This is a genomic window from Streptomyces sp. NPDC005805 (genome assembly GCF_040630445.1).
Lineage (GTDB): Bacteria > Actinomycetota > Actinomycetes > Streptomycetales > Streptomycetaceae > Streptomyces.
On sequence record NZ_JBEXXN010000046.1, the window covers coordinates 1 to 18216 of the forward strand.

The 18216-nt window shown below is 74.3% G+C and carries 16 protein-coding genes and 1 pseudogene; 12 read left to right on the plus strand and 5 right to left on the minus strand.

The window, feature by feature from the left end:
* Positions 1-91: 91 nt before the first annotated feature.
* The gene (locus tag ABZ457_RS22575) at positions 92-1177 is read right to left on the minus strand and encodes an amidohydrolase family protein (RefSeq protein ID WP_359159923.1); all 1086 of its coding nucleotides are present in this window, start codon (positions 1175-1177) and stop codon (positions 92-94) included.
* A 145-nt stretch (positions 1178-1322) separates the two neighbouring features.
* Between ABZ457_RS22575 and ABZ457_RS22580 the strand changes: the two genes are divergently transcribed.
* The 5 genes from ABZ457_RS22580 (at position 1323) to thpD (ending at position 6116) form a co-directional block, all read left to right on the plus strand.
* Positions 1323-2426: an aminotransferase class V-fold PLP-dependent enzyme gene (locus ABZ457_RS22580; RefSeq protein ID WP_359159925.1), complete on the plus strand. Its 1104-nt coding sequence runs from the start codon at positions 1323-1325 to the stop codon at positions 2424-2426.
* Between the two features lie 376 nt (positions 2427-2802).
* A complete protein-coding gene (gene ectA, locus ABZ457_RS22585; protein WP_359159927.1) occupies positions 2803-3360 on the plus strand; it encodes a diaminobutyrate acetyltransferase in 558 nt (185 codons plus the stop codon).
* 51 nt (positions 3361-3411) lie between these two features.
* The gene (gene ectB, locus ABZ457_RS22590) at positions 3412-4680 is read left to right on the plus strand and encodes a diaminobutyrate--2-oxoglutarate transaminase (RefSeq protein ID WP_359159929.1); all 1269 of its coding nucleotides are present in this window, start codon (positions 3412-3414) and stop codon (positions 4678-4680) included.
* 135 nt (positions 4681-4815) lie between these two features.
* Positions 4816-5214: an ectoine synthase gene (locus tag ABZ457_RS22595; RefSeq protein WP_018848584.1), complete on the plus strand. Its 399-nt coding sequence runs from the start codon at positions 4816-4818 to the stop codon at positions 5212-5214.
* Positions 5215-5219: 5 nt separating this feature from the next.
* A complete protein-coding gene (thpD, locus tag ABZ457_RS22600; RefSeq protein ID WP_359159932.1) occupies positions 5220-6116 on the plus strand; it encodes an ectoine hydroxylase in 897 nt (298 codons plus the stop codon).
* Between the two features lie 151 nt (positions 6117-6267).
* Here thpD and ABZ457_RS22605 read toward each other — a convergent pair whose 3' ends face one another.
* Positions 6268-7338, minus strand: a complete 1071-nt coding sequence (locus tag ABZ457_RS22605; RefSeq protein WP_359159934.1) for an alkene reductase — start codon at positions 7336-7338, stop codon at positions 6268-6270.
* Positions 7339-7543: 205 nt separating this feature from the next.
* Between ABZ457_RS22605 and ABZ457_RS22610 the strand changes: the two genes are divergently transcribed.
* A complete protein-coding gene (locus ABZ457_RS22610; protein ID WP_359159936.1) occupies positions 7544-8071 on the plus strand; it encodes a MarR family winged helix-turn-helix transcriptional regulator in 528 nt (175 codons plus the stop codon).
* A 199-nt stretch (positions 8072-8270) separates the two neighbouring features.
* On the opposite strand, the gene ABZ457_RS22615 is transcribed toward ABZ457_RS22610, so the two are convergent.
* On the minus strand, positions 8271-9341 hold the full coding sequence (locus tag ABZ457_RS22615; RefSeq protein ID WP_359159938.1) for an aminotransferase class V-fold PLP-dependent enzyme: 1071 nt from the start codon (positions 9339-9341) through the stop codon (positions 8271-8273).
* Between the two features lie 115 nt (positions 9342-9456).
* Here ABZ457_RS22615 and ABZ457_RS22620 point away from each other — a divergent pair, with 115 nt between their 5' ends.
* Entirely contained in the window at positions 9457-9954 is a 498-nt protein-coding gene (locus ABZ457_RS22620) for a GNAT family N-acetyltransferase (RefSeq protein WP_359159940.1), read from the plus strand.
* A 98-nt stretch (positions 9955-10052) separates the two neighbouring features.
* Here the strand turns inward: ABZ457_RS22620 and ABZ457_RS22625 are convergent, their stop codons facing one another.
* Together ABZ457_RS22625 and ABZ457_RS22630 are read right to left on the minus strand one after the other, a co-directional pair.
* Positions 10053-10769, minus strand: a complete 717-nt coding sequence (locus ABZ457_RS22625; RefSeq protein ID WP_359160049.1) for a DsbA family oxidoreductase — start codon at positions 10767-10769, stop codon at positions 10053-10055.
* A 168-nt stretch (positions 10770-10937) separates the two neighbouring features.
* Positions 10938-12482, minus strand: coding sequence for an aldehyde dehydrogenase family protein (locus ABZ457_RS22630; protein WP_359159942.1), 1545 nt, complete (start codon positions 12480-12482; stop codon positions 10938-10940).
* A gap of 185 nt (positions 12483-12667) precedes the next feature.
* Between ABZ457_RS22630 and ABZ457_RS22635 the strand changes: the two genes are divergently transcribed.
* The 5 genes and pseudogenes from ABZ457_RS22635 to ABZ457_RS22655 all read left to right on the plus strand — a co-directional run bounded on the left by ABZ457_RS22635 (position 12668) and on the right by ABZ457_RS22655 (position 18147).
* On the plus strand, positions 12668-13660 hold the full coding sequence (locus ABZ457_RS22635) for a hypothetical protein (RefSeq protein WP_359159944.1): 993 nt from the start codon (positions 12668-12670) through the stop codon (positions 13658-13660).
* A gap of 104 nt (positions 13661-13764) precedes the next feature.
* On the plus strand, positions 13765-15096 hold the full coding sequence (locus tag ABZ457_RS22640) for a histidine kinase (RefSeq protein ID WP_359160052.1): 1332 nt from the start codon (positions 13765-13767) through the stop codon (positions 15094-15096).
* A gap of 89 nt (positions 15097-15185) precedes the next feature.
* Positions 15186-15805: pseudogene (locus ABZ457_RS22645) on the plus strand (response regulator transcription factor).
* A gap of 184 nt (positions 15806-15989) precedes the next feature.
* The gene (locus ABZ457_RS22650; RefSeq protein WP_359159946.1) at positions 15990-17435 is read left to right on the plus strand and encodes a penicillin-binding protein 2; all 1446 of its coding nucleotides are present in this window, start codon (positions 15990-15992) and stop codon (positions 17433-17435) included.
* A gap of 292 nt (positions 17436-17727) precedes the next feature.
* Positions 17728-18147, plus strand: a complete 420-nt coding sequence (locus tag ABZ457_RS22655) for a hypothetical protein (protein WP_359160055.1) — start codon at positions 17728-17730, stop codon at positions 18145-18147.
* The last annotated feature ends 69 nt before the right edge of the window (positions 18148-18216 follow it).

The following is an 18216-nucleotide window of genomic DNA, read 5'->3' on the forward strand; positions in this document are numbered from 1 at the left end:
TCGAGCCGCACGGCCCCATCGAGACCGAAGCAGCCCGACGCCTCACCGAAGACCTCAACCACGAGTGATCAACGGCTTACCCAACACTTTCTCAGCCGATGATCCGCCCGTTCAGCACCACCCGCCGCGGCCCGGCCAGGGCCCGGACGTCGGCGCGCGGGTCCTCGTCGTAGACCACCAGGTCCGCCGGGGCGCCCTCCTCCAGGACCGGGCGGCCGAGCCAGCGCCGGGCGCCCCAGGTGGTCGCGGAGAGCGCGTCCAGCGGCGGGATGCCCGCCTTCACCAGCTCGGCGACCTCCTCGGCGACCAGCCCGTGGGCGAGGGACCCGCCCGCGTCGGTGCCGACGAAGACGGGCACGCCCGCGTCCCAGGCCGCGCGGACGGTGTCGTAGCGGCGTGCGTGGAGCCGGCGCATATGGGCCGACCAGCGGGGGAACTTCGCCTCCCCGCCGTCCGCGAGGTGCGGGAAGGTGGCGATGTTGACCAGGGTGGGGACGATGGCGACGCCGCGTTCCGCGAAGAGCGGGATCGTCTCCTCGGTGAGGCCGGTGGCGTGCTCGATGCAGTCGATGCCCGCCTCCACCAGGTCCCGCAGGGAGTCCTCGGCGAAGCAGTGCGCGGTGACCCGGGCGCCGAGGCGGTGCGCCTCGGCGATGGCCGCCTCGACCTCGCCGCGCGGCCAGCAGGGGGTCAGGTCGCCGGCCTCCCGCTCGATCCAGTCGCCGACCAGCTTGACCCAGCCGTCGCTCCGCCGGGCCTCGCGGGCGACGTAGGCGACGAGGTCCCCGGGCTCGATCTCATGGGCGTAGTTGCGGATGTAGCGGCGGGTGCGGGCGATGTGGCGGCCCGCCCGGATGATCTTCGGCAGGTCCTCGCGGTCGTCGATCCAGCGGGTGTCGGAGGGGGAACCGGCGTCGCGGATGAGCAGGGTGCCCGCGTCCCGGTCGGTGAGGGCCTGCTTCTCGCTGGTCTCCGCGTCCACCGGGCCGTGCGCGTCCAAGCCGACGTGGCAGTGGGCGTCGACCAGGCCGGGCAGGGCCCAGCCGCGCACGGTGAGGGCCTCGGCACGGGGGCGTTCATAGGTGATCCGGCCGTCCACCACCCACAGCTCGTCCCGCGCCTCGTCCGGGCCGACGAGCACCCGTCCCGTCACATGCAGCACCGTCTGCTCGCTCATACCAGGCACTGTACGAGGCGTGCCGGGCCCGGTACGAGGCCCCTCGGCGGAGGCTCCGCCCGTGGGACCGGCCCGTACGACCTAAGCTCGGGCGGACCGCCCGGGACATGAGAAGCACCAGAACACGAGAGAGCCGAGCACCGCCGTGACGCACCCCCTGCTGGACCTCGCCCCGCTGACCGCGGCGCACTTCGCCGAGATCGAGCGCTCGGTGGCCGCCCTGATGAACACCGAGCAGGACGTGGTGATCATGCAGGGCGAGGCGCTGCTGCCGCTGGAGGGGTGCATCCGCGGCGGTGCGCCCCGCGGGTCCACGGCGCTGAACGTGGTCACCGGACCCTACGGGCAGACCTTCGGCGACTGGCTGCGGGACTGCGGCGCCACGGTGGTGGACCTGACGGTGCCGTTCGACACCGCCGTCACGGCCGCGCAGGTCGCCGAGGCGCTGGCGGAGCACCCGGAGATCGGCTTCGTCTCCCTGGTGCACGCGGAGGCGGCGACGGGCAACACCAACCCGGTCGCGGAGATCGGCGAGGTGGTCCGGGCGCACGGCGCGCTCTTCATGGTGGACGCGGTCGCCTCGGTGTCCGCCGAGCCGCTACTGACGGACGCGTGGGGCGTCGATCTGTGCGTGATCGGCGCCCAGAAGGCGATGGGCGGGCCCGCCGGGGTGTCCGCGGTCTCGGTGAGCGAGCGGGCCTGGGAGCGGATCGCGGCCAACCCGGACGCGCCCCGGCGCTCGTATCTGTCGCTGCTGGACTGGAAGGAGCGCTGGATCGACGCCGGGCGCAGGGCCCTGCCGCACACGCCGGCGCAGCTGGAGATGCTGGCCCTGCAGGCGTGCGTGGAGCGGATCGAGGCCGACGGGCCGGCCGCGGTGCGGGCGCGGCACGCCGCGGCCGCGGCGGCGACCCGGGCGGGTGTGCTGGCCCTCGGCGGCGGGCTCGCGCCGTTCGTGCGCCGGGCGGCGGAGGCCGCTCCGGTGGCGACCACCCTGCGGGTGCCCGGGGGGATGGACGCCCGGGACCTGGTGACCACGGCCCTGGCGGCCGACCCCTCGCTGCCGCTGGTCGCGGGCGCCGGGGCGGCGGCCGAGGTGATGATCCGCGTCAACCACTACGGCCCGGCCGCGACCCGCGGCACGGTGCAGTCCTCGCTGGCGGCGCTCGGCGCGGCGGTGGCCGCCCGGGGCGGCCGGGTGGACCTGGAGGGGGCGCTGCGGGCGGTCGGCGAGGCGTTCACCGGATAACGCGATGAATTCCTGTGCGCATCCGCCGCGACAGCGCGAAGGGATGCGTACAGGAATTCACCCGATAAACAAGTGCGGCGACACGGGTGGCGATTTCCCTTGAATAGCTTCCCTCATTCTGCTGCCCCCGATCCAAGAGGCTAAACGCCCGGACCTTCAACGATTCTCATGATGTTCGGGGCGGGTTCCCACGAGGTTACAGGGGTGTGACCGAGATTACACAAAGGTCGTTTTGCCCGGACTTTCCCGTGCAATATCGGGCGTTCCCGCTCCCGGACGGTCCTCGGGTCGCGCCCGCGCGATAACACATCGGACGCACCCGCCCAACCCTTCCGCCCGATGCAATCTGCGAATTTGCTCGGTAAATTCAATTCGCATGACCGCCGCACAAGAAGACCTTGTACGAGCCCGAGACGCATTCCCGGAAAACGCGGACTCCCCGGAGCCGCTGCAGATCGACACCCCGCGAGTGGAGGACGGAGCCGCGATCTGGCGCATCGCCCGCGACTCCGAGGTCCTGGACCTCAACTCCTCGTACAGCTACCTGCTGTGGTGTCGCGACTTCGCCGCCACCTCCGTGGTGGCGCGGGGCCGGGACGGCGAACCGATCGCCTTCGTCACCGGTTACGTACGCCCCGACCGCCCGGAGGCCCTCGTCGTCTGGCAGGTCGCCGTCGACAAGGCGCACCGCGGCCGGGGGCTCGCCGGCGTCCTGCTGGACGCGCTGACGGCCAAGGTGGCCGGCGGGCGCGGGGTCCGTGAGATCGAGACCACCGTCACGCCGGACAACACGGCGTCCGACCGGCTGTTCACCTCCTACGCACAGCGCCACGACGCGCCCCTGAGCCGCGAAGTCCTCTTCGACGGCGGGCTGTTCCCGGAGGGCACCCACCAGCCGGAGGTGCTCTACCGCATCGGCCCTCTCGCCGCGTAGCAGCAGGCCCCGATCCGCCGCACTCCGCCACCCCCACTTCTTGGAGACGTCATGACCATCACCCCGCCCGCTCTCAGCGTGTTCCAGACCCTGGAGTCCGAGGTCCGCAGCTACTGCCGCGGCTGGCCCGCCGTGTTCGACCGCGCGCAGGGCAGCTACCTCCACGACGAGGACGGCCACACCTACCTGGACTTCTTCGCGGGCGCCGGATCGCTCAACTACGGGCACAACAACCCGGTCCTGAAACGCGCCCTGATCGACTACATCGAGCGCGACGGCATCACCCACGGCCTGGACATGGCGACCGCGGCCAAGCGCGCCTTCCTGGAGACCTTCCAGAACGTGGTGCTCCGCCCGCGCGACCTGCCCTACAAGGTCATGTTCCCGGGGCCGACGGGCACCAACGCGGTCGAGGCCGCGCTGAAGCTGGCCCGCAAGGTCAAGGGGCGCGAGGCCATCGTCTCCTTCACCAACGCCTTCCACGGCATGTCGCTGGGCGCCCTCGCGGTCACCGGCAACGCCTTCAAGCGGGCGGGCGCGGGCATCCCGCTGGTGCACGGCACCCCGATGCCCTTCGACAACTACTTCGACGGCCAGGTCCCGGACTTCCTGTGGTTCGAGCGGCTGCTGGAGGACCAGGGCTCCGGTCTCAACAAGCCCGCCGCCGTGATCGTGGAGACGGTCCAGGGCGAGGGCGGCATCAACGTGGCCCGGCCCGAGTGGCTGCGCGCGCTCAAGGAGCTGTGCGAGCGCCAGGACATGCTGCTGATCGTCGACGACATCCAGATGGGCTGCGGCCGCACCGGCGGCTTCTTCTCCTTCGAGGAGGCCGGCATCGTGCCGGACATCGTCACGCTCTCCAAGTCCATCAGCGGCTACGGACTGCCCATGTCCCTCTGCCTGTTCAAGCCGGAGCTGGACATCTGGGAGCCGGGCGAGCACAACGGCACCTTCCGCGGCAACAACCCGGCCTTCGTGACCGCGGCCGCCGCGCTGAACACCTACTGGGCCGACGGCCAGATGGAGAAGCAGACCATCGCCCGCGGTGAGCAGGTCGAGCGGGCGCTGCTGTCGATCGTCGACGAGGCCGGCGGCGAGGGCGTCAGCTTCCGGGGCCGGGGCCTGGTGTGGGGCGTGGAGTTCGAGGACAAGGCGCGCGCCGGGCGGGTCTGCGCCCGCGCCTTCGAGCTGGGCCTGCTGCTGGAGACCTCCGGGCCGGAGAGCGAGGTCGTCAAGCTGCTGCCGGCGCTGACCGTCTCCCCCGACGAGCTGGACGAGGGCCTGCGCATCCTGGCGCGCGCGGTCCGCGAGACCGTCTGACCCCACGGTCGCGCGGTCCGCGAGACCGTCCGACCCCACGGACTCCCCGGCACCACGGACTCCCGGGGCACCACCGACAGACCGACACGCACCGACACGCACCCACACGGAGAGACAGAGAGGTAGCGAGGCACTGTGATCGTCCGATCGTTCAAGGACATCGAGAACACCGACCGCCATGTGAAGGCCGCGTCCGGCACATGGGAGAGCAAGCGCATCGTGCTCGCCAAGGAGAAGGTCGGCTTCTCGCTGCACGAGACCGTGCTGTACGCGGGTACGGAGACGTCGATGTGGTACGCGAACCACATCGAGGCCGTGCTCTGCGTCGAGGGCGAGGCCGAGCTGACCAACGACGAGACGGGCGAGACCCACTGGATCGAGCCCGGCACGATGTACCTGCTCGACGGGCACGAGAAGCACACCATGCGCCCGAAGACCGATTTCCGCTGTATCTGCGTCTTCAACCCTCCCGTCACCGGACGGGAGGACCACGACGAGAACGGCGTCTACCCCCTGCTCACGGAGGAGGGCTGATCTCCATGACCACCGCACCCGAACGCACCGATCTCTACCCGACCCGTGGCGCCTCGGAGGTGAGGACCCCGCGCAAGGACCCGGTCGTCTGGTCGGCCCCCGGGGCTCCGGGCCCGATCGCCACCGCCGATCTGATGGGCTTCGAGCGGGACGGCTTCCTCACCGTCGACCAGCTGGTCACCGACGAGGAGGTGGCGGTCTACCGGGCCGAGCTGGACCGGCTGATCACCGACCCGGCGGTGCGGGCCGACGAGCGCTCGATCATCGAGCCCACGTCCCAGGACGTCCGGTCCGTGTTCGAGGTGCACCGGATCAGCGAGGTCTTCGCGAACCTGGTGCGCGACGAGCGCGTGGTGGGCCGGGCCCGCCAGATCCTCGGCTCGGACGTCTACGTCCACCAGTCGCGGATCAATGTGAAGCCCGGTTTCGGGGCCTCCGGGTTCTACTGGCACTCGGACTTCGAGACCTGGCACGCCGAGGACGGTCTGCCGAACATGCGGACCGTGTCCGTCTCGATCGCGCTGACCGAGAACCTGGACACCAACGGCGGTCTGATGATCATGCCGGGATCGCACAAGACCTTCCTCGGCTGCGCGGGCGAGACGCCGAGGGACAACTACAAGAAGTCGCTCCAGATGCAGGACGCGGGCACCCCGTCCGACGAGGCGCTGACGGGCTTCGCGGACGAGCACGGCATCCGGCTGTTCACCGGCCGGGCGGGGTCCGCGACCTGGTTCGACTGCAACTGCATGCACGGCTCGGGCGACAACATCACGCCCTACCCGCGCAGCAATGTGTTCATCGTGTTCAACAGCGTGGAGAACACGGCGGAGGAGCCGTTCGCGGCTCCGGTGCGCAGGCCCGAGTTCATCGGGGCGCGCGACTTCACCCCGGTGCGGTAGCGCGGCCCGCGCCACGCGCTGCGTTCACCCGGTCCCGGTCCCGGCCCCCGTGCGGGGCCGGGGCCGGGTGGGCGTAAGACGTCGGGCGTCAGGTCTCGGGCGTCAGGTCTCGGGCGTCGGGTGTCGGGTCTCGGGTGTCGGGTCTCGGGTGTCAGTTCAGGGCGGGGTAGTCCGTGTAACCCTGGTCGCCGCCGCCGAAGAAGGTGGACGGGTCGGGGGTGTTGAACGGTCCCCCGGCCCGCAGGCGTGCGGGCAGGTCCGGGTTGGCCAGGAAGAGCGCGCCGTAGGAGACCAGGTCGGCGACGCCCTCCTCGACGAGCGCGAGGGCGTCCGGGCCGGTCGGGCCCTCGGTCGCCGGGTTGAGGACGACCGTCCCGGAGAACAGCTTGCGCAGGGCGAGGACCAGCTCCCGCTGCTCGGGCACCGCCTCGATGATGTGCAGATAGGCGAGGCCCAGCGGCGCCAGCTCCCGGGCGAGGGCCGTGTAGACCGCCTCCGGCTCCGGCTCGTCGATGTCGTTGTACGGGTTCCCGGGCGAGATCCGCAGGGCGGTGCGCTCGGGGCCGATCTCCTCGGCCACGGCCTTCGCGGCCTCCACCGCGAAGCGGATGCGGTTCTCCTCCGCGCCGCCCCACTCGTCGGTGCGCAGATTGGTGTTGGGCGCGAGGAACTGGTGGATCAGATAGCCGTTGGCGCCGTGCAGCTCCACACCGTCGAAGCCGGCCTCGATCGCGTTGCGCGCGGCGGCGGCGAAGTCGGCGATCGTGGCCCGTACCCCGTCCCCGCTCAGCTCGGCCGGGACGACGAAGTCGAGCGGGCCCTCGTGTGTGAAGACCTGCCCCTCGGCGGCGACCGGGGAGGCGCCGACGGGGGTGAGGTCGCCGGGCAGGAGCGAGGGGTGCCCGATCCGGCCGGCGTGCATCAGCTGCGCGAAGATCGTGCCGCCCGCCGCGTGCACGGCGTCGGTCACCTCGCGCCAGGCGGCGATCTGCTCGCGGCTGTGCAGGCCCGGGGTGTCCGGGTAGCCCTGGCCGACGGCGGAGGGCTGGGTGCCCTCGGTGATGATCAGACCCGCCCCGGCGCGCTGCCGGTAGTACTCGACGACCGACGGCGTGGGCGTCAGGCCGGGGCCGTGGGCGCGGCTGCGGGTCATCGGGGCCATGGCGATGCGGTTGGCGAGCTGCCGGCCGGCGAGCCGGACGGGGTCGAAAGCGGTGGTCATGAACGCCCCCAAGGGATTTATATGGTCGGCCAATGAACTGCCTGGGGCACACTGTACCCCATTCATTGGCCGACCAAGATAGAATGTGTGGGAGCATTCCAGCCGCGCGGGCCCGCCGCCCGCGCGGTCGGGAATCGAGCAGCCGACACATCGAGTAGACGAGCAGAGCAGCGCGGGCCGCGCGCCCGCGGCCGAGGAGGCCCCCATGTCCGCCGCCGCGCCCGGCACCCAGGGCGACCCCGTCTGTACCGACGCGCGCCCGCTCGCCGCCTGCGACGGCGGCGAGGTGAGCCACGCCCTCTCCCGGGTCGCCCGGCTGCACCGCATCGCCGCGGGCAAGCTGCTGCGGCGCCTGGACCTCTACCCCGGCCAGGAGTTCCTGATGATGCGCCTGTGGGGCGCGGGGCCGGTGCGCCAGTCGGAGCTCATCCGGGAGGTCGGTCTGGACCCCTCCACGGTCACCAAGATGCTCCAGCGCCTGGAGCAGACCGGCCATGTCAGCCGCAGCCCCGACCCCGGCGACCGGCGCGCGGTGCTGGTCGAGGCGACCCCGCGCAGTTGCGCGCTGCTGACGGAGGTCTCCGAGGTGTGGGCCGAGCTGGAGGAGAAGACCCTCGCCGGGCTGGCGCCGCACGAGCGCACCGAACTCGCCCGGCTGCTCGGCAAGGTGGAGCAGAGCCTGCACACCGAGACGGCGGACTGCCCGGAGGTCCGGGCCCGGGCGGCGGGCTAGCCGCGGGGGCCGGCCCCGCCCGTCCGTCCGGGGCGGGCGCGGGCCCGCCGCCCGGGGTGGTTCGGCTTCCGGGGCGGGGCGGGCCGGGCGCGGGCCCGGTCCGGGCCGACCGGGACGGGTCCGGGCCGACCGGGACGGGTCCGGGCCGACCGGGGCGGGTCCGGGCCCGTCGTCCCAAGGCCGGCTTCCGGGGCGCGGCCTACGCCAGCAGGTCCAGGGTCCGGTCCACATCCGCCGCCGTGTTGTACAGGTGGAACGCGGCCCGCAAGCCGCCCGCCCGGGCCGACACCGCCACGCCCGCGGCGGCCAGCGCACCCGCCCGGTCGCCCAGCCCCGGGACGGCGACGACCGCCGAGTCCGCCTCCACCGCCGGGCGTCCCAGCTCCGTGAGGCCCGCGCGGAAACGCCGGGCCAGGGCCAGCGCGTGCCCGCCCAGCGCGTCCACCCCCATCTCCTCGACCAGCGCCAGCGACCGGCGGCCCCCGTGGTACGAGAGGAACGAGGGCGGGGCGTCGAACCGGCGTGCCGAGTGCGCGAGTTCGGTGATCGGCCCGTAGGTCGTCTCCCACAGGTGCTCGGCGGCGAAGGTGCCCGCGTGCAGCGGAACCAGTTCCCGCTGCGCGTCCTCGGTGACCGTCAGGAAGGAGACACCGCGCGGGCAGAGCAGGAACTTGAAGGCGCCGGTCACGGTGTAGTCCCACTCCCCCGCGCGCAGCGGCAGCCAGCCCGCCGACTGGCTCGCGTCCAGCAGGGTGCGGGCCCCGTGGGCGGCCGCGGCGGCGCGGACGGCGGCCAGGTCGGCGATCCGGCCGTCCGAGGACTGCACCGAGGACAGGGCGACGAGGGCGGTCTCCGGCCCCACCGCATCGGCCAGCTTCTCCAGCGGCGCGAACCGGGTGCGCAGATCGCCCCGGACGGTGAACGGGGTGATGACGGAGGCGTACTCGTCCTCGGGGAACAGGATCTCGGCCCCCGGCGGCATCGACGCGGCGATCAGCCCGACGTGCACCGAGACCGAGCCGCCGACCGCGACCCGGGCCGCGTCGACGCCGGTGAGCCGGGCGAACGAGGCGCGGGAGTCCTCCACCGCGTCCCAGTCGCCGGACCCGCCGGTCCGGCCCTCGGCGAGTTCCTGGGCGAGGCGGGTGATCGCGCGCACCGAGCGGTGCGGCAGCAGTCCGCAGAGAGAGGTGTTCAGATACGTCGACGCGGGCGCGAACTCACCGGCGGCCGACGGGTGGAGGTCCCCGGCACTCTGTGTACGGTCCATGCGGTCACCCTCCGTCGCCCGGTGCCCACCGGTCAATGGCGCCTCGCCGCGGGAGCCGTCGGCGCGGGCCGGAATCCCGGTGCGGGGCGGGCGGACCCTCGGTAGCGTGCCGCGCATGCCCGCACCCCACCCTCTCCTCCAGCGGCTGGGCGCCGACCACGCCCCCGCCCTGCTCGCCTTCGAACGGGAGAACCGCGCGTACTTCGCCGCCTCGGTCCCGGACCGGGGCAACGCGTACTTCGCGGAGTTCGACTCCCGGCACGCGGCCCTGCTCGCCGAACAGGCCACCGGCGCCTGCTACTTCCACGTCCTGGTGGACGAGGCGGGCACGGTCCTCGGCCGGGTCAACCTGGTGGACGTGGCGGAGGGCTGCGCCGAACTCGGCTACCGCATCGCCCGGAGCGCGGCCGGCCGGGGCCTGGCGACCGCCGCCGTGCGGGAGGTGTGCGCCCTGGCGGCGGACGCGTACGGGCTGACCGCGCTCCGCGCGGTGACCACCCTGGACAACACCGCCTCCCTGACGGTCCTGACCCGCACGGGCTTCACCCCCACCGGCCCGACGGAGGTGGCGGGCCGCCCGGGCACGTCCTTCACCCGCCGGCTGACGCTTTGACCGGCCGGAAGCGTTGACCGGGCGGCCCGCTTGACCGACCGGAAAGGTTGACCGACCGGAAGCCTTAACCGACCGACCCGCTTGACCGACCGGAAAGGTTACGCCGGAACGTCGCAGGCGCCGTCCGGGCCGCAGGCCGCCGCGTCGGGGGCGTCGGCGGGGCCGACCGGGGTGAGGGCGCGGCCGCGCCATGCCTGCTCCAGGGCCTGCGTGAAGACCTCGGCGGGCTGGCCGCCGGAGACTCCGTAGCGGCGGTCGAAGACGAAGAACGGCACGCCCGTCGCGCCCAGCGCGGCCGCCTCCCGCTCGTCGGCGCGCACCTCCTCCGCGTAGGCGGAGTGGTCCGCGAGGACGCCCCGGACCTCGGCCTCGTCGAGCCCGGCCTCGACGCCGAGCGCGACCAGCACCTCGGGGTCGAAGACGGAGCGCTCCTCGGCGAAGTTCGCTCGGTAGGCCAGGTTCAGCAGGGCGTCCTGACGTCCGCGGGCCCGGGCGAGGTGCAGCAGCCGGTGGATGTCGAAGGTGCTGCCGTGGTCGCGCCCCTCCGTGCGGTACCCGAGGCCCTCGGCGCGCGCGTTGGCGGCGACGTGCTCCTCCATCGCGCGGGCCTCGTCCAGGGTCCGGCCGTACTTCCGCGCGAGCATGTCGATCACGGGGGCGGTATCGCCTCGCTTCCGGTCCGGGTCCAGCTCGAAGGAACGGTGCACGACCTCGACCTCGTCCGCGTGCGCGAAGGCCGCGAGGCCCTGCTCGAAGCGGGCCTTGCCGATGTAGCACCACGGGCAGGCGATGTCGCTCCAGATCTCGACGCGCATGCTTGTCATCACTCCAGGTCGTACGTGTCGTGCGGGGTCGCGGGAATCGCGTGCGGATTCGCGCGGTGGGACCCGGGCGCGCAGGCTGCGCGCACCTCGTCACGACAACGCGCACGCCCCCGTCCGCATTCCGCCCCGGGAGGGGACGGGGTGGGCGAGCCGTGCAGGTCAGGGCTCCAGGCGGCCGTGTTCCGGGCGGCCGTCCACGCGGCGGGGCAGGCCGAGGGGGTTGTCGTCGCGGAGTTCCGGCGGGAGGAGCGGCTCGGGGGTGGTCTGGTAGGTCACCGGGCGCAGCCAGCGTTCGACGGCGGTCGCACCGACGGAGGTCGAGGTGGAGGTGGTCGCCGGGTAGGGGCCGCCATGGTGCTGGGCGGGGGCGACGGCGACGCCGGTGGGCCAGCCGTTCACGAGGACCCGGCCGGCGAGCGGGGTGAGTTCCGCGAGGAGGCGGGGGCCGTCACCGCCTCCGTGGGCCTCCTCGGCGGAGAGGTGGACGGTGGCCGAGAGGTTGCCGGGCAGCCGGGCCAGGACCGCGCTCGCCTCGGCCGGGTCCGTGTAGCGGGCGACGACGGTCAGCGGGCCGAAGCACTCCTCCAGGAGGGCGTCGTGCGCGCCGGGCCCGGTCAGCCGGGCGGCGGGGACGGTCAGGAAGCCGGGCCGGACGGCCTGCCCCTCGGCCGCGCCCGGGGCGACGGGCGCGGCGACGCCGTCCAGGGCGGCCCGCTCCGCCGCGCCGCCGAGGAAGTTCTCCCGCATCCGGGCGTCGAGCAGGACCCCGGCCGGGGCCTCGGCCACCGCCTCGGCGAGGGCGCCCACGAGCCGGTCCCCGGCCTCCCCCGCCGGGACCAGCACCAGTCCGGGCTTGACGCAGAACTGGCCCGTGCCCAGGGTCATCGAGCCCGCCAGCCCGGCCCCGATCTCCGCCGCGCGTTCGGCCGCGGCGGCCACGGTGACCACCACCGGGTTGAGCGAGCCGAGTTCGCCGTGGAAGGGGATGGGCGCGGGGCGGGCGGCGGCCGCGTCGAAGAGGGCCCGGCCGCCGCGTACCGAGCCGGTGAACCCGGCCGCGGCGACCAGCGGGTGGCGCACCAGCCCCAGGCCCGCGTCGAAGCCGTGGACGAGTCCGAGCACGGCCGAGTCCAGACCGTGTTCGGCCGCCGCGGCCCGCAGCACCGCCGCGACCAGCTCGGAGGTGGCGGGGTGGTCGGGGTGGGCCTTGACGACGACCGGGCAGCCGGCCGCGAGGGCGCTGGCGGTGTCGCCGCCGGGGACGGAGAACGCGAAGGGGAAGTTGGAGGCCGCGTACACCGCGACCACGCCCAGCGGGATCTTGTAGCGGCGCAGGTCGGGGACGGGCGGGGTGGCGGCCGGGTCCGGGTGGTCGATCACCACGTCCAGGAAGGCGCCCTCTTCGACGACCCCGGCGAAGGCCCGCAACTGGTAGCAGGTGCGGGCCAGTTCGCCGGTGAGCCGGGCGGGGCCGAGGGCGGTCTCCGCGTCCGCCGTCTCGACGAGCGCGTCCCGGGACTTCTCCAGGAGGGCGGCGGCGGTACGCAGGAAGGCCGCCCGTACGGCGCGGTCCGCGAGCTGTGCGCGGGCCGCGTGGGCGGCCCGGACGGCGCCGTCGACCTCGCCCGCCGTGGCCTCGGCCGCGACCTGCTCCCGGCGCCGCCCGGTACGCGGGTCCACGCTCCAGACCTGTGCTGCTGCCACCGCGGGCCCCTCCCGACTCTGCGTGTGCGAACGGGGTTCATTCTGGACGGGGTTGCCGGTCGTGGCCAGGGGCCCCCGGGGCGGGCCCGAACCACCCGGCGCGCGGCGCGTCTCCGCCGGGCGGCGGAGAGGGATCCTCCGGGCGCAGGAGGTGCGCCGCGCCCCGGGCCAGCAGGGTGGACGCCATGGACCCCGTGATTCGTACGGCAGGCGCGCCGGCCGCCGCGCAGACCACCACCCCCGGCGCCGCGCGCACCGACCGTGCCCGGGCCTGGTTGCGGGCCGTCGCGATCGCCGCCTGCCTCCCCTATCTGACGCTCAAGACCGCCTGGCTCACCGGCAGCCGTGTCGGCATCCCGGAGGGCAGCGTCCTCCTCGACCACCCCACCGCGACCGCCGTCGCCAACGCCGTCACCGTGCTGATGGACGGCTCGGTGATCGTCCTCGCCCTGCTGCTCACCCGGCCGTGGGGGGCTCGGGTGCGGCCCTGGCTGCTGACCGTGCCGATGTGGACGGCCACCGGGCTGCTCGCGCCGATCATGACCGGCTACCCGCTCCAGCTCGCGGCGGGCCTGTTCGGCACCTCCCAGGGCACCGCCGCCGACCGCGCCGAAACCTTCCTGGACGCCTGGGTGTTCGCCGTCGTCTACGGCGGCTTCATCCTCCAGGGCCTCGCCCTCGGCGCGCTGTTCCTGCTGTACACCCGGGACCGCTGGGGCGTGCTGTGGCAGGGGACGGTCGGCGGACTGCCGGACTCCGCCGCCACCAAGGGGGTCCGGTGCTGCGCCGTCCTCGGGGCCGTCGCCGCCGTCTTCCCGGCCGCCGTCCACCTGGCGTGGGCGGGCGGGGCGAGGACCGGGCTCGGGGCGTCGGGCCCGGCCGACTTCCGGCTCCTGGAAGGGCTGCGCGCCGCGTTCGCGGTGGTCGCCGTGGTCTGCGCGCTGGTCCTCGCGTTCCGGGCGGCTCCCCGGCTGCGGCTGGGGCCGGTGCTGGCGGGCTCCTGGGTCGCCACGGCCGCGTGGACGGCCTGGGGCGGCTGGATGCTGATCGGCTCCCTGCTGCCCGCCGACGGCGAGAGCCGGACGGCGGTGGTGACGCTCACCTACGCTGTGGGGATGATCTCCGGTCTGCTGCTGAGCGCGGTGACGGTCACCGTGCTGACCCGGCGGCCCGCGTGAGCGAGGGGGCGGGCGGCGTCGTCCCCGGCGCGGGTTCCGGTCCCGGCACCGGCGACCGGGCGCGCGGCGCGGCCCCCGGCTCCAGCCCCGGCACAGGCTCCGCCCTGCGGGGCGCGGCGCGGGCGCTGCTGGGCACGCGGGCCCGGCTGCGCTGGGTGCATCTGGTGCTCGGCGGAGCCCTGTTGATGCCGTTCTGGCTCGTGGGCACGGTCGTGATGGGCCCGGTGACGGGGCAGGACAACGCGTTCGCGGGCTCCGGCGCCCTCCAGTTCGCGGCGTACGGCGTGGCCGTGCCACTCGCCGCGGTCGCCGGGCTGCTGCCGATCGCGCGGCCGCTCTCGGTGGCCGCGGCCCGGGCGCTCTGCGGGGTGCCGGGGGCCCGGTTCGCCGAGGGGCCGGCGCGCGGCCGGGCGGCGCGGGTGCGCACGGCGGGCTGGTTCGCCCTGCATCTGGGCGTCGGGGCGCTGGTCAGCGGGGCGTCGCTCGCGCTGCCGCCGTTCGCCGCCGCCCTGGTCGTGGCCCCGTTCCTGCCCTCGTTGCGCCGGGAGCTGGACGTGGGCGGCTCGGGCTGGTGGAACGTGCTCCTGCCGCTCGCGGGCCTCGGGATGCTGCTGGCCCTCGCGGCGGCCTCGGCGGCCGCGGGAGCGCTGCTGGCGAACCGGGCGCCGGTGCTCCTCGGTCCGACGCCCGCCGACCGGCTGGCCGAGGCCGAGCGGCGGGCCGCGGAGCTGGCCGAACGCAACCGGCTGGCACGGGAGTTGCACGATTCGGTGGGGCACGCCCTGTCGGCCGTGACCCTCCAGGCGGGCGCCGCGCGCCGGGTGCTGGACAGCGACCGCGCGGGCGACCGGGAGTTCGTCCGGGAGGCGCTGGGCGCGATCGAGGAGACCTGCCGGCGCACGGTCGGCGAACTGGACGCGGTCCTCGGCCTGCTGCGCCGGGACGACGAACCGCCCGCCGGGAGCGCGGAGGCGGGCGGGGACCCGGCCCCGGGCGGGACGGGACCGCTGCTGACGGGGGTCGGCGGGCTGGTGTCGCGCAGCGGGGTGGCGGTGGACCTGCGGACGGCGGGCGACCCGGCCGCCGTCCCGGCGGGGGTCTCCCGGGAGGCGTACCGGATCGTGCAGGAGGGGCTGAGCAACGCCCTGCGTCATGCCGGGGGCCTCCCGGTGTCGCTGAGGATCGCCGTGGACGGCGGGAAGGTGGAGATCACGATGGAGAACGCGCTGCCCGGCCGGGCGCCGGTGGTCCGCCCGGGCGGGGGCCGCGGACTGCGCGGGGTCGCCGAACGGGCCGCGCTGCTGGGCGGCCGCGCGGGGGCCGGTCCCGAGCCCGGCCCCGGGGGCGGTGTGTGGCGGCTGACCGCGTCGCTCCCGTACGGCCCCGGCGGCCCGTTCAGCCCCGGCGGCCCGGGCGCGGCCGGGGGTGCGCGATGAGCGGCCCGGCACCGGACGCCCCCGGGAGCGGGCCCGGGCCCACGGACGGGACCGCCCCCGTGCGGATCGTGCTCGCCGACGACGAGCGGATGGTGCGCACGGCCCTGCGGGTGATCCTGGACGCCGAGCCGGGCCTCGCCGTGGTGGGCGAGGCCGCGACGGGCGCGGAGGCGGTCTCGGTGGTGCGCGCCCTGCGGCCGGACGTGGTGCTGATGGACGTGCGGATGCCCGAGACCGACGGCATCCGGGCCACGGAGCAGATCCTCGCCACCCTGGACGACCCGCCCCGGATCGTGGTCGTGACCACCTTCGAGAACGACTCCTATGTGTACGACGCGCTGCGCGCGGGCGCGGCGGGCTTCCTGCTGAAGCGGGCCGCCGCCGAGGAGCTGGTCCAGGCCGTGCGGCTGGTCGCGCGCAGCGACTCCCTGCTGTTCCCGGCGGCGGTGCGCGCGCTCGCCGCCGAGCACGCTCCCCGCCCGGCGAGCGCGCCGCCCGCCTGGGCGGCCCGGCTGACCAGCCGCGAGGCGGAGGTGCTGCGCCTGATGGCCCGGGGCCTGAGCAACGCGGAGATCGCGGAGCGGATGGGGTGGGGCCGGCGACCACCAAGTCGCATGTCGCGGCCGTCCTGGCGAAGACCGGGGCGCGGGACCGGACCCAGGCGGTGATCGCGGCCTATGAGTCGGGCTTCGTCCCGCCGCGCACATAGGCACCCGGCACACAGGGCCCAAGCACATGGGGCGCGGCCACATAGGGCCCGCGCACATGGAGTCTCCCCACACAGGGCCTCCGCACATGGAGTCTCCGCACACAGGGCCTCCGCACCTGAGAAAGCCCTGAGAAAAGCCGCACGGCGGAACGATCCGCCGCTCCCGGCTCGTCCTCCGGTCGGGATGAACAAGACGATCAGAAGGGCCTCCGTCTTCACCCTGCTGCTGGTGTTCGCGCTCCTGGTGCGCGCGACCTGGCTCCAGGCGTACGACGCCAAGGCCCTGGCCGACAGCAAGTACAACCACCGCAACGTCGTCGAGCAGTACGCGGCACCGCTGGGGGACATCGTCGTGGGCGGGTCCCCCGTCACCGGCTCGGCGCGGACCGAGAGCGGTGATCTCGCGTACCAGCGGGACTACACCGACGGCCCGCTGTACGCGCCGGTGACCGGCTACAGCTCGCAGGCGTTCGGCTCCACCCAGTTGGAGGGGATCTACGCCGATGTCCTCGACGGCACCGACGACCGGCTGAAGAACCCGCTGAACGTACTGACCGGCGAGCGCCAGAAGCCCGGCGACGTGCTGACCACGATCGACCCGGCGGTGCAGAAGGCGGGCTTCGAGGCGCTCGGCGACACCAAGGGCGCGGCGGTCGCGATCGATCCGGCGACCGGCGAGATCCTCGGCCTGGTGAGCACACCCTCCTACGACCCGTCGGCGATCAGCGGGGCCTCGGACGGCGAGGCGTGGCGGAAGCTGCTGGACGACCCGGACAAGCCGCTGGTGAACCGGGCCCTGCGCCAGCCTCTGCCGCCGGGCTCCACGTTCAAGCTGGTGGTCGCGGCGGCGGCGCTGGAGGAGGGGCTGTACGGCTCGGTCGACGAGCGGACCGACAGCCCGGTCCCGTACCGCCTGCCCGGCTCCACCCGGGACCTGCCGAACGAGAACCCGTCCGCGCCCTGCGAGAACGCCTCGATCCGCACCGCGCTGCAGTACTCGTGCAACAACGTCTTCGGCAAGCTCGCCGTGGACCTGGGGCAGGACACGGTCCGGGAGAAGGCCGAGAAGTTCGGCTTCAACGACAAGGAGCAGGACGTCCCGGTGCGGGCGTACCCGAGCGTCTACCCGACCGGGATGGACAGGGCCCAGACCGCGCTGAGCGGGATCGGCCAGTTCGATGTGACCGCCACCCCGCTCCAGATGGCCATGGTGTCGGCGGCCCTGGCGAACGACGGGGTCATGGCGGATCCGCACATGGTGTCCGAGGTGGTGGACTCGGACGGGGACACCTTGGAGTCCCCGGACCGGGGTGCGCACCGGATCGTCTCTTCCTCGGTCGCCGAGGAGCTGCGCAGCGCGATGGTCACCGTGGTGGAGGAGGGCACCGGGTCCAACGCCCGGATCGACGGCGTCGAGGTGGGCGGGAAGACGGGCACGGCCCAGCACGGCGAGAACAACAGCCGTACGCCGTACGCCTGGTTCACCTCCTACGCGCACGACCCGGCGAGCGGGAAGCGGGTCGCGGTGGCCGTGGTGATCCAGGACTCGGGCGCGGCGCGCTCGGAGGTGAGCGGCAACGGCCTGGCGGCCCCGGTCGCGGAGAAGATGATGCGCGCGGCACTGCGGTAGCGCCGCGCCGGTGCGGAACGCGGTGCGCCGGCAACCGGGTGCGACGGAAGGCGGTCCGGGGCGACGCGGTGCGGGGCAACGGGTACGGCGGCAACCGGGTGCGGAAAGGGGCTGGGCAGGGGCGGCCCGGCGCGGTAGGCAAGGGGGCGCGCGGTCCCGCCGTACCGTGCCTGTCCCGCCCACCCCATCCGTCCGGCCTGTCCGCCCCCTGGAGGCTCCCGTGCCCGCGCCGCCCCGGTCCCGTTCCGTGCCGTCCCTGTCCCTGTCGGCCCTGACCCCGTCCGGCTGGACCATGGCCGTCTTCGGCGTCCTCGCGGTGCTCTCGGGCGTGACCGGGCTGCTGGCGCCGGACGCCCTGCTGGCCTCGCTGCGGCTGGCGACCGTGCCGGACGGCAGCCGGGCGGACGGCGATCTGACCACGGCCTTCCTCACCGCGTCCTCCATGGCCGCGCTGAACATGGGTGTCTACTACGTCCTCGCAGCCCTCTCCGGCTGGCGGCCCTTCTTCCGCTGGACGGTGCCGTTCCGGCTGCTGACCTGCACGGTGTTCACCCTGGCCGTCGTCATGGACCGGGCGCCGGCCGGGTTCCTCGGCGTCGCCGTCTGGGAGGGCGCCGGCGCCCTCGCCACCTGGGCGGCCCTGCGGCACGAGAGCCGGCGGGAGCGGATCGGCGTTCCGGCCCCCGACTCGCCCTCGCTGCGCGACACTTGACGCCGCGGATCGCGGATCACCGGCCGCCCCGGCGGGTAGCCGGGGTTCACGGGCCCGACCGCCCGCCCC